This is a genomic window from Streptomyces laculatispora (genome assembly GCF_017353455.1).
Classification (GTDB): Bacteria; Actinomycetota; Actinomycetes; order Streptomycetales; family Streptomycetaceae; genus Streptomyces; species Streptomyces laculatispora.
The window spans coordinates 1-14,465 of record NZ_JAFMPZ010000492.1 but is presented as its reverse complement, the minus strand read 5'-3'; the positions used below and the strand labels follow the sequence as shown (position 1 = coordinate 14,465).

The 14,465-nt window shown below is 70.1% G+C and carries 18 protein-coding genes; 9 read left to right on the top strand and 9 right to left on the bottom strand.

Annotated elements, in window-relative coordinates; genetic code table 11:
• Both J1C73_RS24980 and J1C73_RS24975 read right to left on the bottom strand, forming a co-directional pair.
• On the bottom strand, window positions 1-527 hold a 527-nt coding region (locus tag J1C73_RS24980; protein WP_504744311.1), incomplete at its 3' end, for an AraC-like ligand-binding domain-containing protein.
• A 163-nt stretch (window positions 528-690) separates the two neighbouring features.
• Entirely contained in the window at window positions 691-1,260 is a 570-nt protein-coding gene (locus J1C73_RS24975; protein WP_207318358.1) for an aldo/keto reductase, read from the bottom strand.
• A gap of 222 nt (window positions 1,261-1,482) precedes the next feature.
• Here J1C73_RS24975 and J1C73_RS24970 point away from each other — a divergent pair, with 222 nt between their 5' ends.
• A complete protein-coding gene (locus tag J1C73_RS24970) occupies window positions 1,483-2,268 on the top strand; it encodes an SAM-dependent methyltransferase (protein WP_207318357.1) in 786 nt (261 codons plus the stop codon).
• 13 nt (window positions 2,269-2,281) lie between these two features.
• Here the strand turns inward: J1C73_RS24970 and J1C73_RS24965 are convergent, their stop codons facing one another.
• Window positions 2,282-2,773, bottom strand: a complete 492-nt coding sequence (locus tag J1C73_RS24965; RefSeq protein ID WP_123459864.1) for a GNAT family N-acetyltransferase — start codon at window positions 2,771-2,773, stop codon at window positions 2,282-2,284.
• Window positions 2,774-2,823: 50 nt separating this feature from the next.
• Here J1C73_RS24965 and J1C73_RS24960 point away from each other — a divergent pair, with 50 nt between their 5' ends.
• A complete protein-coding gene (locus J1C73_RS24960) occupies window positions 2,824-3,639 on the top strand; it encodes an exodeoxyribonuclease III (RefSeq protein ID WP_207318356.1) in 816 nt (271 codons plus the stop codon).
• Between the two features lie 211 nt (window positions 3,640-3,850).
• Here J1C73_RS24960 and J1C73_RS24955 read toward each other — a convergent pair whose 3' ends face one another.
• Entirely contained in the window at window positions 3,851-4,900 is a 1,050-nt protein-coding gene (locus J1C73_RS24955) for a zinc-binding dehydrogenase (RefSeq protein ID WP_207318355.1), read from the bottom strand.
• Window positions 4,901-4,992: 92 nt separating this feature from the next.
• Here J1C73_RS24955 and J1C73_RS24950 point away from each other — a divergent pair, with 92 nt between their 5' ends.
• Window positions 4,993-5,550 carry a TetR/AcrR family transcriptional regulator gene (locus J1C73_RS24950; RefSeq protein WP_207318354.1) on the top strand — a complete coding sequence of 186 codons (558 nt, stop codon included), beginning with the start codon at window positions 4,993-4,995 and terminating at the stop codon, window positions 5,548-5,550.
• A gap of 278 nt (window positions 5,551-5,828) precedes the next feature.
• On the opposite strand, the gene J1C73_RS24945 is transcribed toward J1C73_RS24950, so the two are convergent.
• Complete coding sequence (locus tag J1C73_RS24945) at window positions 5,829-7,316, bottom strand: FG-GAP repeat protein (protein ID WP_307797792.1); 1,488 nt, start codon at window positions 7,314-7,316, stop codon at window positions 5,829-5,831.
• A 276-nt stretch (window positions 7,317-7,592) separates the two neighbouring features.
• The gene (locus J1C73_RS24940; RefSeq protein WP_207318360.1) at window positions 7,593-8,237 is read right to left on the bottom strand and encodes a MerR family transcriptional regulator; all 645 of its coding nucleotides are present in this window, start codon (window positions 8,235-8,237) and stop codon (window positions 7,593-7,595) included.
• A gap of 196 nt (window positions 8,238-8,433) precedes the next feature.
• Between J1C73_RS24940 and J1C73_RS24935 the strand changes: the two genes are divergently transcribed.
• From J1C73_RS24935 to J1C73_RS24920, 4 genes are all read left to right on the top strand, one after another.
• Window positions 8,434-9,954, top strand: a complete 1,521-nt coding sequence (locus J1C73_RS24935; protein WP_207318353.1) for a flavin-containing monooxygenase — start codon at window positions 8,434-8,436, stop codon at window positions 9,952-9,954.
• Entirely contained in the window at window positions 9,951-10,895 is a 945-nt protein-coding gene (locus J1C73_RS24930; RefSeq protein WP_207318352.1) for an alpha/beta fold hydrolase, read from the top strand. The genes J1C73_RS24935 and J1C73_RS24930 overlap by 4 nt, the downstream gene beginning before the upstream one ends.
• Window positions 10,892-11,785, top strand: a complete 894-nt coding sequence (locus tag J1C73_RS24925; protein WP_123459851.1) for an SDR family oxidoreductase — start codon at window positions 10,892-10,894, stop codon at window positions 11,783-11,785. The genes J1C73_RS24930 and J1C73_RS24925 overlap by 4 nt, the downstream gene beginning before the upstream one ends.
• Before the next feature lie 89 nt (window positions 11,786-11,874).
• Entirely contained in the window at window positions 11,875-12,066 is a 192-nt protein-coding gene (locus J1C73_RS24920) for a hypothetical protein (protein ID WP_207318351.1), read from the top strand.
• A gap of 76 nt (window positions 12,067-12,142) precedes the next feature.
• Here the strand turns inward: J1C73_RS24920 and J1C73_RS24915 are convergent, their stop codons facing one another.
• The 3 genes from J1C73_RS24915 to J1C73_RS24905 all read right to left on the bottom strand — a co-directional run bounded on the left by J1C73_RS24915 (window position 12,143) and on the right by J1C73_RS24905 (window position 13,637).
• The gene (locus J1C73_RS24915; RefSeq protein WP_207318350.1) at window positions 12,143-12,472 is read right to left on the bottom strand and encodes a DUF6281 family protein; all 330 of its coding nucleotides are present in this window, start codon (window positions 12,470-12,472) and stop codon (window positions 12,143-12,145) included.
• Between the two features lie 129 nt (window positions 12,473-12,601).
• Complete coding sequence (locus J1C73_RS24910) at window positions 12,602-12,805, bottom strand: DUF397 domain-containing protein (RefSeq protein ID WP_123459849.1); 204 nt, start codon at window positions 12,803-12,805, stop codon at window positions 12,602-12,604.
• On the bottom strand, window positions 12,786-13,637 hold the full coding sequence (locus J1C73_RS24905; RefSeq protein ID WP_207318349.1) for a helix-turn-helix domain-containing protein: 852 nt from the start codon (window positions 13,635-13,637) through the stop codon (window positions 12,786-12,788). The genes J1C73_RS24910 and J1C73_RS24905 overlap by 20 nt, the downstream gene beginning before the upstream one ends.
• Before the next feature lie 117 nt (window positions 13,638-13,754).
• Here J1C73_RS24905 and J1C73_RS24900 point away from each other — a divergent pair, with 117 nt between their 5' ends.
• Window positions 13,755-14,000: a hypothetical protein gene (locus J1C73_RS24900; protein ID WP_242644665.1), complete on the top strand. Its 246-nt coding sequence runs from the start codon at window positions 13,755-13,757 to the stop codon at window positions 13,998-14,000.
• Window positions 13,997-14,443, top strand: coding sequence for an ATP-binding protein (locus J1C73_RS24895; protein ID WP_207318348.1), 447 nt, complete (start codon window positions 13,997-13,999; stop codon window positions 14,441-14,443). Before J1C73_RS24900 ends, J1C73_RS24895 begins: the two co-directional genes overlap by 4 nt.
• Window positions 14,444-14,465 lie beyond the last annotated feature (22 nt).

Here is a 14,465-nt window from a genome sequence, read left to right as displayed (position 1 = left end):
ACGGTCTGCCCGCCCGAGCCGGACTCGGGAAGGTGCTCGCCGACTTTCTCGGCTCGGGCGGGCAGACCGTGCGCGAGAAGGGCATCGACCCGGGCCTCGGGCAACGGCACGAGCGCGCGCGGCAGATGCAGGATGAGCGCGCGCGAGGCCCCGGTCACCGGCCCGCTCACCGCCTCCCCGCTGTAGGGCCGCGACGATGTCCACAGGGTGATGTCACCGGCGGCGAGGCGGGTGGTGTGACGCCCCTGCGAGACCCCCATCGACCCGCCCAGGATCAGGGTCAGTTCGTACGTCTCGGGGTCGGCCCGCCGGATCAGTTCCGGCGTGCGCCGCGACCGCAGGGCGGGAAACGACATCCTCGTCAGCTGAAGCCGCCCCAGATCGAGGGAGCCCACACTTCCCACGAAGTCGGGGGCGAGATCGCTGCTGATGTGAGTCGGCGCGACCCCCTGCCCGACGGCCTGACGCCACCAGTCGAACCGCTGCTCCCGCGGTAGCAGCCCGGTGTCGAACTCCGTGAACGCCATCAGATCCCCCGTATGAGCGGCACATGGATACAGCACTCACAGTGGCTATCGGGGCGTGGGACGCGCAATCGTGCCTCGGCGGCCCGCCGGAGCGCGAGGCCGGAAACCTCTTTGTGCTCCGGCGGGCCGCGCGGTCACCCGCGGTGCCCGCCGGGCCGGGGCGTCAGTGAGCCCCGTCCAGCCGGGCCCGCTGCTCGTCCGTCAGCTCCAGGTCGACCGCCGCCAGGTTCTCCTTCAGCTGGGCCACCGATGACGCCCCGGCCAGCGGGATCACGGGGAGCCGGACGCCGATCTGCCAGGCCAGGACCACCTGGTTGACGCTCGCCCCGGTCTCGGCGGCGATCTCGCGCAGCACCGTGAGGCGCTCCCGGCTGCGCTCGGCGGCCTCGCGGACCGCCTTCGCCGACCGGCCCTCCGGGTTGTCTGTGTAGCCGGTGCCGGGTGCGAGGGGCGCGGCGCCCAGCTTGGTGGCGATGACTATCTCGTCACCGACACCGCGGCTGCGCCGCCACTTCCCGAGCAGCCGCTCGCTCTGGCCGCCGACGCCGCCGTCGACCCAGAAGGCGTAGTTGTCGGAGGTGTCGATGAAGGTGCCGCCGGCCTCGACGTAGTGGTCCAGGACGGCGAACGAGGTCCTCTCGTCGGTCACCGACCCGAACAGCATCGCGCCGAGTGCGAGGACGCTCACCTCGCGCCGGGTGGCGGGGTCCGTTCCGATGGTGCGGTACTTCATGGCTGTCCCCTCCGTCGGGCCGCCGTCGCCCGGTGGCCGTGGGAGGGAGTGTGGTTGTTGAAGTGCGCTCCAGGGCAAGGGGATTGCTTCGGCGGGTCCACCGCCGGTCGCGGAACGTGCGGCACGGAACGTGCGGCGCGGATCGTCGGCCCGGGCGTCCGGGAAAGCCCTTACGCTGAGAGCGCTCGCAAGCACCGTGTTTCCCGTACAGAGGAGCGTCCTGTGACGGCCGGCATACCCCACCCGCGGATCGACACCAGCAAGCCTCATCCCGCGCGCGTCTATGACTGGCTGCTGGGCGGCAAGGACAACTATCCGGTCGATCAGCAGGTGGCGGAGAAACTGCCGGAGGCGGCTCGGGGCAACGCGGCCCGCAACCGGGCGTTCATGCACCGGGCGTCGGCCTGGCTGGCGCGGGACGGGATCGACCAGTTCCTCGACATCGGCACCGGAATCCCCACGGAGCCGAATCTCCACCAGATCGTCCAGGCGATCAGGCCGACGGCCCGGATCGTGTACGCGGACAACGACCCGATCGTGCTGCGTCACGCGGAGGCGCTGCTCGTCAGCAGCCCCGAAGGGGCCACGGACTACCTCCACGCCGATGCGCGGGAACCGGAGGCGATCCTCGAACGGGCCAGGAAGCTACTGGACTTCGACCGGCCCATCGCCCTGTCGCTCATCGCGCTGATGCACTTCCTGCCGGACGACCAGGACCCGTACGGCATCACCCGCACCCTGGTCGGCGCACTGCCCCCGGGCAGCTTCCTGGTGCTCTCGCACGGCACCGCCGACCAGCATCCGGAGCTCAGGCAGGAGACCGAGACGGCGTACAAGAAGGGCGCCATCGCGCTGCGGATGCGTACCCGCGTCGAGGTGGAGCGGTTCTTCGACGGGCTGGAACTCGTCGAACCCGGGCTCGTCCCGGCCACCGAGTGGTACCGGCAGGAGCCGGCGCCGGTCGTGGAGCGCAGCGGCTTCTACGTGGGCGTCGGGCGGGTCCGGTAGGTGTCCGGGGGTCTCAGGGCGTGATGTCCAGCAGCGGCTTCGCGAAGCAGCGGCTGCTGTCGTACGTCCGGTAGTGGCCGAACTTCTCGCAGGGCTCGTAGCCGCTGGAGGCGTACAGGGCGATCGCCTCGGGCTGCTGGTCGCCGGTCTCCAGGACCATGCGGACGCGGCCGGCCGCACGGGCGTCGGCCTCCAGGGCGGCCAGGATGCGGCGGGCCAGTCCGTGGCCGCGACCCTCGGGGATCACGTACATCCGCTTCAGCTCGGCGTCCCCGTCCGAGTACCCCTCGGTGTTCCGCTCCTGCGGGCGCCAGCCGCCGGTGGCGACCGGGCTGTCCGATGCGTCGTAGGCGATCAGATAGCGACCGTGCGGCGGATCGAACATCGTGGCGTCCAGCGGTGTGACATCGCCCTCGTCCCCGTAGCGCTCGGCGTATTCGAGCTGCACGCGATCGTTGAGTTTGACGGCGTCGGGGTGGTCGAACGCACGGGTGTGGATATTCATACGGATGATGGTACGTGTATGCGGATGGCGGGTGTCGGTATCGTGCCGGAATGCTCACCGTTACCAGCGTGAATGTAAACGGTCTCCGTGCCGCCGCCAAGAAGGGCTTCGTCGAGTGGCTGGCGCAGACCGACGCCGATGTGATCTGCCTCCAGGAGGTGCGGGCCGAGGCGCAGCAGCTGCCCGAGGAGGTGCGTGAGCCCGAGGGCTGGCACACCGTCCACGCGCCGGCCGCCGCCAAGGGCCGTGCCGGGGTCGCGCTCTACTCCCGCCGGGCGCCCGAGCGGGTGCAGATCGGCTTCGGCGCCTTCGGTGACGCCGGGAGCGAGGAGTTCGACGCGAGCGGCCGGTACGTCGAGATCGACCTGCCGGGCGTCACGGTCGCGAGCCTGTATCTGCCCTCCGGCGAGGTCGGCACGGAGAAGCAGGAGGAGAAGGAGCGCTTCATGGCGGCCTTCCTGCCCTACCTGGCCGGGCTGAAGGCGCGGGCCGCCGCCGACGGGCGCGAGGTGGTGGTGTGCGGCGACTGGAACATCGCCCACCAGGAGGCCGACCTCAAGAACTGGAAGGGCAACAAGAAGAACTCCGGCTTCCTCCCCGAGGAGCGGGAGTGGCTGACCTGGGTCTTCGAGGAGGCCGCGTACGTCGATGTCGTACGGGCTCTGCACCCGGACGTCGAGGGCCCGTACTCGTGGTGGTCCTACCGCGGGCGCGCCTTCGACAACGACACGGGCTGGCGCATCGACTACCAGGTGGCCACCCCGGGACTGGCCGCCCGCGCGGTGAAGGCGTGGGTCGAGCGGGCCGCCACGCACGGCGAGCGGTGGAGCGATCACGCGCCGGTGACGGTGGTGTACGAGCAGTAGGGGAGCGTCTGTCCCGGAGCGGCGGTCGCCGGACGCTCGGGGTGCGTGCGCCGCCCGTGCGGGAGTCCGCATGGGCATCACACGGCCGGGGCCCGGAAGAAGAAGCCGCGCATCCCGGAAAAAGCAGAACGCCCCGGCACCACCGCTTCGAGGCGCCGTCACCGTCGCGGCGGTCCGCTCATGGCTCCGCCCGTGATGCGTCGGACAGAACTCAGGGGTGCATGACGATCTTTCCCACGTGCCCCCTGCGGGACAGCTCCTCCTGCGCCTGAGCGGCCTGGTCCAGTGGGAAGGCCGCGGCAATGACGGGCTGAATTTCCGCCCGCCGAGCCAGGTCCATGAGGAGGTCGAAGTGCGTGGGCGTGTGCATCGCGGACCCGATGACCTGAGCGTTGTGCAGGTAAAGGCGGCGCACGTCAAAGGCCACGTCGTAGCCGCCGAGTGCGCCGGCGATGACCCAACGGCCCCCTTCGCGAAGCAGCGGCAGCCCCTCACTCACCAGCTCGCCGGCCACGACGTCGAGTGCGACGTCGATGCCCTCGGGGGCGGCAGCGCGAATCTGTTCGGCGACGTCTCCTGCGCGGTCGATGACTCCGTGCGCGCCTGCCTCGCGCACCGCATCGATCTTGGGTCCGCTACTGATGGCGAGCACCCTGGCGCCGCGCGCACGGGCGATCTGCACCAGCGCGAGGCCGACGCCGCCGGACGCTCCCGAGACCAGGGCGGTTTCTCCCTTCCGCAGCCGGCCTCGCTCGATCATTCCCAGCGCCGTGCCGTAGGCGGTCGGCAACGTCGCGAGCTGGTCGTCCGTGAGCGGGGATTCCGTCACGTCATGTACACGCTCTACGGGCGCTGTCACGTACTCGGCGTATCCGCCGTCGCGTTCGCTCCCCATCAGACCCACCGGGTTGGCGTCCGGCCCTGCGGTGTCGTAGATCGCGGGATCGACGACCACGCGGCGGCCGATGAGGCCGTCCTCCACCCCGGCCCCGACGGCCACGACCCGGCCGGCTACGTCGGCACCCTGGATACGCGGAAAGTCGATCTGGCCGCGCCAGCCCGACAGTGCCTTCGGGTCTCCCGGGCAGCCGTAGGCGCCCTCTCGGGTCCACAGGTCGGTGTTGTTCAGCACTACCGCGCTGACCTGGATCAACGCCTCTCCTGCCTGCGGCGCGGGGACAGCGACCTCCGTCAGCTCAAGAACCTCCGGTCCTCCGTGCCCTGTGATCCGCACCGCTCGCATGAACGGGGACGCACTCATCGCTTGAACCTCCCTGAAGGTATACTGATCTGTGAACATCTCCCACCGTACACCGATCAGTGAAGGGGCTCGCAGTGCAGGAAGCGCCGTCTATGACTCCGGCCGGTCGGCGCATCGTGGCGGCCGCCGAGGAACTGTTCTACAACCGCGGGATCACGGCGGTCGGCGTGGATCTGATCGCCGAGCACTCAGGGGTGTCCAAGCGGACCCTGTACAACCAGTTCGGCTCGAAAGACCATCTCGTGGCGGCCTACCTCACGGAACGCGACCAGCGCTGGCGGTCACTTGTCCGTGCCGCCGTTGACGCCGGCGCCACTCCCGCCGAGGCCGTCACCGCACCCTTCGAGGCGCTGCGGACCTGGAGCGAAACCAGCACCCGCGGATGCGCCTTCATCAACGCACTGGCCGAACTCCCGGACCCCTCGCATCCCGCATACCGCATCGCCGCGAACCAGAAGCTCTGGCTGCTGAGCCTGTTCAAGGAGCTCGCCGCCACAGCGGGGTGCTCGCACCCGGCCACCCTCGCCAACCAACTCCTCGTCCTGCACGAGGGCGCCGTCGCCACGCAGCCCCTCCCGCTCGACAGCCTTCCGGGCGCCACTGACCTGGCCCGATCCCTGGTTCAAGCCGCCGCATCGCCCCGCCGCTAGAGCGTTTTCGACAAGGTGGCGTCGTTCGGCCAGGCCGGGCGGCGCCCGGTGCCTGCGATCGCACGGCGGAGGGTCGTCCTCGTGCGGGGTGCACGGATGCAATTCCTACTAGGGCGGGTGGACGCAACGCCGAGCGCAGCGCGAGGGCACAGGAGCAGGAGCCCCGCTCCTGACCCCGGCCACCTGAGACGCAGAGGGGGCCTTCCCGTTCCGGTCGTACGGAACGGGAAGGCCCCCCTCGTCGCTGCCACCGGCCGGCGGCGGCGAGCCGCTGCCCGTCAGCCGATGTTCGGCCCGTTGTCGTTGGACAGGTCCAGACCGAACCGGGATCCCGGCACCGGGGCGCCCAGGCCGACCGGGTTGAACGTGAAGGCGCCCGTCGTGGTCAGGCCGGCGGCGGCGCCGCGCAGCGACCACACCGCACCGCCGTCCGCGACCGCGTCGAGGTTCTCGTCGGGGGCGCCGGCCGCCAGATCCGCCTTGCCGTCCTTGTTGATGTCGAGCAGCCGGACCGATCCGCCGAAGTGGTCACCGGTCTCCGCCACGCCCGGCACGCCCGCGCTGTCCTGGTGGAAGGACTGCGAGCCGGTACCGCTCAGACCGCCCGCGCCGCCCTTCAGCAGCACCACGGCGCCCGCCCCCTTGGTCTTCTCGATGGCCTCGAAAGGCACACCCGCGGCCAGGTCGGCGTAACCGTCGCCGTTGACATCACCCGCGCTGAGCCGGGCGCCGAACTGGTCGCCCTTCTCGCCCACCCCGGGCACGCCTGCGGTGTCCTGGGTGATCGTCTTCGTCCGGGTGGTGCTCGGACCGGACGCGGAACCGTAGTAGATCTTGATGGTTCCGGGGTCCGTGGGCAGGTCCTCCGTGATGCCGTTCGGGATCACCCGGGTGGCGAGGTCGTCCTTGCCGTCCTTGTCGAAGTCACCGACCGCTGTGGCCGCGGCGCTCGGGAGTGGGGTCGAGGTCGTGGACAGGCCCTTCGGGGTGCCCCGCCACAGCTTGCCGCCCTCGGCGTGGTTCTCGTACACGTAGAACGTGCAAAGGTCCTCGATGCCGTCGCCGTTGAAGTCACCGGCCGCGGTGTTCGACATGTAGTTGTCCGTGTCGAACATGTTGATCCGCTGCTCGCGGGCGGGCGACCCGGCCCGGGTGAACGGCCCGTAGAGCACGCTGCGGAAATCCCCGTCGTCGCCGTGAAGCATCATCAGGTCCCTCGTCCCGTCGCCGTCGAAGTCACCGGCGGTGAGGTCGTCCCCCACCTGGGTGTCGCTCGAAGCCGCGATACGGGCCGCGCCCTGCCCGGTGATGCCGCCGGTGTTGCCCCACAGCACGATGACGGAGCCGTTGATGGCGGAGCCTTCGGACGAGAACCATTCATGGGTGACCAGGGCGAGGTCGGTCAGCCCGTCGTGGTCGAGGTCCTCGGCGAACATCCGGTAGCCGAAGCCGTGATCGTCACCGGGCACCCCCGGCACGCCCGGGGTGTTCTGATCGATGACCGTGGTGTTCGCTGTCGTCAGGCCCTTGGCCGAGCCGTAGCTGACAGTGAGGTAACCGGCCCAGGAATGGCCGGCCACCTTGGCGGCGGGGGCGGCGACGGCGAGGTCCTGATAGCCGTCCCCGTTGAAGTCCTCGCGCACGGTGGTAGCTGCTGTACTCCCGGCCGTACCCGCGGACGTGCCGCCGGGAGCTGCGACGGCCGTGCCGCCCGACAACGCCGTGGCAGCACAGACGGCTATGGCCAGCATGGTGCGAATGCCCACAAAATTCTCCTTGGTCGCGTACGTGGAGCCAGCGGCGTACGAGGTGTGAGGGCTCGCATAGGAGACACCCGCGACAGGCAGATGGTTGCCCCGTTGACGGAAGGTGAACTCGACGGCAGGGGAGGGGAGTCGGCACCGGGCGTGGGCCGGCGCACCCATGGGCGGGGTCGTGGCTGCCCCCGCGTCTCGTTCAGCTGTCGGCGAGGAGAGTGAGGGTGTCGATATACCAGCAGGAAACCACCAAGACGACCGCTTGCCCAGAGACGTAACAAAGCCCTACCAGGCCGGCGGCCCCGCCCCCTCCGCGTCGCGGCGCAGCCGCCGGTCCAGGGCCATGGAGAGTTCCGCGTCCACCACCGCGCGTGCCAGCGGCCGCAGTTGGGGAGGTTCCTCCTGCGTGCTGTGGTCGCGCAGGGTGGCGACGAAGAGGTCGGCCAGCGCGTCCGCGTGCTCGCGGACCCGGCGGCCGGCGGCGAGGACGGTGGCGAGCGGGACCCCCTCCCGCACCAGTTCGGCCGACACCTCCAGGAGGCGGCGGCTGATGTGCACGATCTCGTCGCCGTCCGTGCCGAGGTAGCCCAGCTCCATCGCGGCCGCCAGGTTCTCCGGGGTGGACTCGCCCTCGAAGTAGTCCGCGAGCTGCTCGGGCGTGAGCCGGACCGGGGTCTCCTCGGTCGGTTCGCCCAGGCCCAGCACCTCGGCGACATCCCGGCCGCTCTCGAAGGTGCGGGCCAGGTCGGCGATGCCGGTGAGGGTGTGGCCCCGCTCTAGCAGGCCCGTGATGGTGCGGAGCCGGGCCAGGTGGTGGTCGTCGTACCAGGCGATGCGGCCCTCGCGGCGCGGCGGTGAGATCAGGCCGCGTTCCCGGTAGAAGCGCAGGGTCCGGACGGGGATGCCGGCCTCCTTGGCCAGCTCCTCCATGCGGTATTCGCGGTGCTCGTGTCCGTCAGCCACCCCCGCACCCTACCGGCCTGCCCCGCGGCGGAGGCCGCTTGTTGTACCGCCGGTAACTTTCCCTCGCCGCACCCCTACCCATCGGTACGGAGCTGCTCTAGTCTCCCAACAGTGCCAGTGATTGCTGGCAGAGTCGTGTGACGTACCGCGGGGAGGCGGCAGCATGGCCCAGCACGAACATGTACGAGTGGCGGTGATCGGATCCGGATTCGGGGGCCTCGGAGCCGCTGTCCGGCTCCGCCGCGAAGGCATCACCGATTTCGTGATCCTGGAACGCGCCGGTTCGGTGGGCGGCACCTGGCGCGACAACAGCTATCCGGGCTGCGCCTGCGACGTACCGTCCCACCTCTACTCGTTCTCGTTCGCTCCCAACCCCGAGTGGCCGCGCACCTTCTCCGGGCAGGAGCACATCCGCGCCTACCTGGAACATGTCGCGGACACCTTCGGACTGCGTCCGCACCTCAGGCTGAACCATGAGGTGACGATGATGCGCTGGGACGGGGACGAGCTGCACTGGGTCATCGAGAGCGCGAACGGCACCACGGTCCTGGCCGATGTCGTCGTCTCCGCGACCGGTCCGCTCTCCGACCCGAAGATGCCCGACATCCCCGGACTCGCGGACTTCCCCGGCAAGGTCTTCCACTCCGCCCGCTGGGACCACGACGCGGACCTGACCGGCAAGCGCGTCGCGATGATCGGCACCGGCGCCTCCGCGATCCAGATCGTGCCGTCGATCCAGCCGAAGGCCGCGAAGCTCACGCTGTTCCAGCGCACCCCGCCCTGGGTCATGCCGCGGATGGACCGCACCATCAGCGGCGCCGAGCGCTGGCTGCACCGCACGCTGCCCTTCACCGGCACCGCGCGCCGCGGACTGCTCTGGGGCATACGGGAGTTGCAGGTCAGCGCCTTCACCAAGCACCCGGACCAGCTGGGTCTGGTCGAGCGGATAGCCAAGTCCAACATGGCGCGCTCCATCAAGGATCCGGCGCTGCGGGCCAAGCTGACCCCCTCGTACCGCATCGGCTGCAAGCGCATCCTGCTCTCCAGCGCCTACTACCCGGCGCTCGCCCGGCCCAACGTGGACGTCGTCGCCTCCGGCCTCGCCGAGGTGCGCGGCTCCACGGTCGTCGCGTCCGACGGTACGGAGGCCGAGGTCGACGCGATCGTCTTCGGCACCGGCTTCCATGTGACGGACATGCCGATCGCCGAGCGGGTGGTGGGCGCGGAGGGCGGCACGCTCGCCGAGTCGTGGAAGGGCGGTATGCAGGCGCTGCGTGGCGCGAGCGCGGCCGGCTTCCCCAACTGGATGACGATCATCGGCCCCAACACGGGCCTGGGGAACTCCTCGATGATCCTGATGATCGAGGCCCAGCTGAACTACATGGCCGACTACCTCCGCCAACTGGACGTACTCGGCGGACGGGTGGCGCTCGACGCGCGGCCCTCGGCGGTCGGGTCCTGGAACCGCCGCGTCCAGGAGCGCATGAAGCGCACGGTCTGGAACACCGGCGGCTGCACCAGCTGGTACCTGGACGCCAACGGGCGCAACACCACGGTCTGGCCGGGCACCACCGCCGAGTTCCGCAAGGTGACGCGGACGGTCGACCTCTCGGAGTACCAGGTCGTACGGGCGCCCGCGCAGCGGGACGCGAGGCAGGCCGTCGCCGAGGAGGTCGCCGGATGAGCCGCCCGCTGCGCGGCGGGAGCACCCGGCCGGTCCCCGTGCGCGAACTCATGGCCGTCTCCGCCGACGGCTCCCGCCTCCACGTCGAGGTGCACGGAAAGGACGGTGCCCCCGCGGTGGTCCTGTCCCACGGCTGGACCTGCAACACCGGTTTCTGGGACGCGCAGATCCGGGACCTGGCCGTGGACCACCGCGTCATCGCCTACGACCAGCGGGGCCACGGCACCTCACCCGCGGTCGGCCCCGACGGATACACGACCGGCGCGCTGGCCGACGACCTCGAAGCGGTGCTCGCCGCCACGCTGGAACCGGCGGAGAAGGCCGTACTCGTGGGGCACTCCATGGGCGGCATGACGATCATGGCCGCCGCGCGCCGGGCCGGTCTGCGCGAGCACGCGGCCGCCGTACTGCTGTGCAGCACCGGCAGCTCAGGGCTGATCGCCGAATCGCGGGTCGTGCCCTTGCGGGCCGGTGCGGTCCGGACCCGGATCACCCGGGCCGTCCTCGGCGCGCGGGCACCGCTCGGACCGGTCACCCCGCTCTCCCGCCGCATCCTCAAGTACGCGACGATGGGGGCGGGTTCGGCTCCCGACCGGGTCGACACCTGTGCCCGGATCGTGCACGCCTGTCCTCGCGTCCCCCGGGTCGCCTGGGGCCATGTCCTGGCCGGCCTCGATCTCGACGAGGGCGTACGGGAGCTGCGGGTGCCCACCGCGGTGATCGCGGGTACGGAGGACCGGCTGACCCCGCCCGTCCACGCCCGCGCCATCGCGGCGGCGCTCCCGGACTGCCTGGGGCTCACCGAGCTGGCGGGCCTGGGGCACATGACGCCGGTGGAGGCGCCGGAGGCGGTCACGGAGAAAATAAGGGAACTGGTGACCGCGTGCCTCCCGGTGCGCGAAACGGCTGAAGTCGAGAGCAAGGAAGAGGAGGTCGCATGAGCGGCAGGCGCAGTCTCGAAGGTCAGGTCGTCGTCGTCACGGGCGCGGCGCGCGGTGTGGGCGAGCTGCTGGCCCGCAAGCTCTCGGCGCGCGGCGCGACACTGGCGCTCGTCGGCCTGGAGCCGGACGAGCTGAAGAAGGTCTCGCAACGGCTGCACGGCGACAGCGACCACTGGCACGCGGACGTCACCGACCACGAGGCGATGTCCCGGGTCGCGCAGGAGGTCAAGGAGCGGTTCGGCAAGATCGACGTCGTCGTCGCCAACGCGGGCGTCGCCTCGGGCGGCCCGTTCGTCGACTCCGACCCGGTGGCCTGGCGACGGGTCATCGAGGTCAACCTGATCGGCGGCGCGGTCACCGGCCGGGCGTTCCTGCCGATCCTGATGGAGAGCCGCGGCTACTTCCTCCAGATCGCCTCGCTCGCCGCGATCACCCCGGCGCCGATGATGACCGCGTACTGCGCGTCGAAGTCGGGCGTCGAGGCGTTCGCCCACAGCCTGCGCGCGGAGGTCGGCTACCGAGGAGTGAAGGTCGGCGTCGGCTACCTCTCCTGGACCGATACGGACATGGTGCGCGGCGCCGACGAGGACGACGTGATGCGGGAGTTGCGGCAGCGGCTGCCCTGGCCGTCGAACCGGACGTACCCGCTCGGCCCGGCCGTCGACCGGATAGTGGCCGGCATCGAGCGGCGCTCCGCGCATGTGTACGCACAGTGGTGGCTGCGCGGGATGCAGTCCGTGCGGGGCTACCTGCCGACGCTGATCGGCGTCGTCGGCCAGCGCGAGATGAAGAGGTACGGCTCGCGGCTGGAGGGCGTCGGCAAGGGCCTTGTGGGCGCCGGAGGCGCCGCTGACCAGGACGAACGGGCGGCGCGTACGCAGCGTAACTGATCGAAATGCGATGAATGTCCGGCCGTGTCAGTCTGGTCGAGGCCCCTCCGGGAGCCAACCCCCAAGCACCCCACAGAGGAGTGAACAGCATGGGCATCGCCGACCAGTTCAAGGACAAGGCGCAGGATCTTGCCGACCAGCAGAAGAAGATGAAGGACGGCAAGGGTGAGGGCCGGGACCGGCCGCAGGACCGGTCCGACCGGACCTCCGGTGCGTCTGAGCGGGGTCGCGACAAGGCCCGGGGCGCGGCGGACGACATGCGCGAGAAGTTCGACCGCTGACGCGGCTGTCGCTTGCGCGTCTGCGCGTTAGCTGTGAGGGGCGTGCCTGGGTTTCCGGGCGCGCCTCTCGCGCGTGTCATGAGCCGACGATCAGCTTCTCGACCTCGGGCGGAAGCTTCTTGCCGGAATCGGCAGCGATGAAGAGGACATCGTCGGAGGAGCCTTCCACCCAGATCGCGATGCCGGGGTCCACCCCCTCGACCGCGTAGGCGGTTCGCGAGGCCGGCGTCGCCGGTTCGTCCTGGCCATCGTTCGGCGTGTCGTCGCACGGCGGCTCGGTGGCGGTCCCGAGCTTCTCCCCGACCGTGACCTTCACGTTCGCCCGGCCCAAGTAGGTGCGGTTCTGGTACTTGACCAGGGCCGCGCAGGACGACGCGGACTCGCCGCCGTCGCTGTCACTCGACATCGTGCAAGCGGCGGACAACGTGAGGACGGCTACCGCGAGGAGCGTCCGTACCGGGCCGCTCCATGAGCCGGACAGTGCAACGTTCGCCGGTGTGCTTACTCGGACGGCGTGACGAGAACAGTGCTGCTTTCAGGCGGACTTGACGGACTCCACGAAGGGCGCCCAGGCAGCCGCGTGAACGATGAGCGCGGGCCCGTCGGGCCGCTTGGAGTCGCGTACGGGGACGAGACCGGGGACGCCGTCTGCGACTTCGAGGCAGTCGCCGCCGCTGCCGTTGCTGTAGCTGCTCTTACGCCACGTGGAAGCGCCGAGATCAAGACGGATGCTGGCCATTTCGGTACTCCTCAGCCGCCTTCTCGACCAGTGCGAGTGACACCTCTGGCGGCAAGGCGGCACCCCTCAGCCGATCGTATGCCTTGCGGTAGAGCATCACGAGTGCCGGATCATCGATGGTCTGTCCGTGGTACGGGCCCTCGGTATAGAGCAGTGGCGGCTCGTCGTCGAAATCCATAAGGAGAAGCGGAAGTTCGGTGAGGGCGCGAGTCGGGCCGTTCCACGGAAGGATCTGCACAACGATGCGGCTGCGCCGTGCCAGCGCGGCGATCTGCTCCAACTGTTCGGCCATTTCCACCGACGGGACGATGGAATGGCGCACCAGGGACTCATGCAGGATCACCCAGTACTCAGGCTTCTTGGGGTCGTCGAAGAGCCTGGCTCGCTGAAGCCGGGCGTTGATCTTGGCTTCGACCTCCTCCGGCGTATCCAGAGAATGCGTGAAACCGATGACGGCTTGGGCGTACGCCCGGGTCTGGAGCAGCCCAGGGATCAGCGTTCCGGACCACTGGCCGATACTCCGGGCCCGAGTCTCCGCCTCCGCGACCGGAGCGAAGAACGCGGCGTGAGCCCCTTGCTTCGCCTTCCGTACGTCTTCGCAGCGCCGTTGGAAGAACCCGTCCGTCCCCAGCACTCGGTCCACATGCCGCGCCAGTTCCACCGGCATCCGCCGATGTCCGTGCTCGATCTCGCTCAGGTACGTGATCCCGAAGAAGCTGCCGTCCACCAGCTTCTCCAGCGTCAGGCCCGCTTCCTCCCGTTTGAAGCGAAGCTCGTTCCCGTAGAACTGCGGGACTCCCGCCGAGCCGTCGATCTCCTTGCGTGTGGCCACCGTTGACCGCCTTTCGCGCTGTTCTCTGTGGAGCGGTAATCCCTTCCACGGTAGAGACCCGTGCGGCAGCGTGTGAGACGTTCGTCACAGTCAGCAACGAAAGGTGTACGGCTCCTCATGGACGAGAAGATGGACGGCTCGGCGCACGACAGGCAGGACACACCCACGTACGACATCGTCGAGGACATCGACGCGCTGCGCGCCGCGCTCGCCGCGCACGGCATCACCCTGCCGTCGCTCGGCGTCGACCCGCTGACGCTCGCCGGGTGGACGAACCACCCGCCACTCGTCGCCCTCGGCAACTGCACGGTGGTGACCGCGCGTCGGCTGACCGATGCGCTGCGCCCGGCGGCCGGGGGATGACGCCGCTGCCGTTCACGGTGGACCTGCTCGCCGTGCCGGAGGCCGTACCGGAGATGCGGCGCATGTTGCGGTGGCGGTTCGGGGGCGCGGACGCGGGTGTCCCCGATCTGCTGCTCTGCGTCAGTGAGTTGCTGACCAATGTGATCGTGCATGTCGGTGAGGGAACACCGGTCACGTTGCGGGTCAGCGGAACGGGTTCCGGACGGGTCCGCGTCGAGCTGAGCGATCCCGCGCCCGGCGTCTGGCCGGCCCTACGGATCGCGGGGTGCGGTGACGAGTCCGGGCGGGGGCTGCTGCTCGTGGACGCGTTCGCGCTGCGGTGGGGCGTGGAGCAGGGGCTGTACGGCAAGACGGTGTGGTGCGAACTGCGGGCGCCCGGCGGGCTCCGGCCCCGACAGGTCCGGGGCCGGGCCGACGCGGTGAGCCCCGGGGTGAGCGGCTGACGCGGCGGCTGGTGGTCGGACC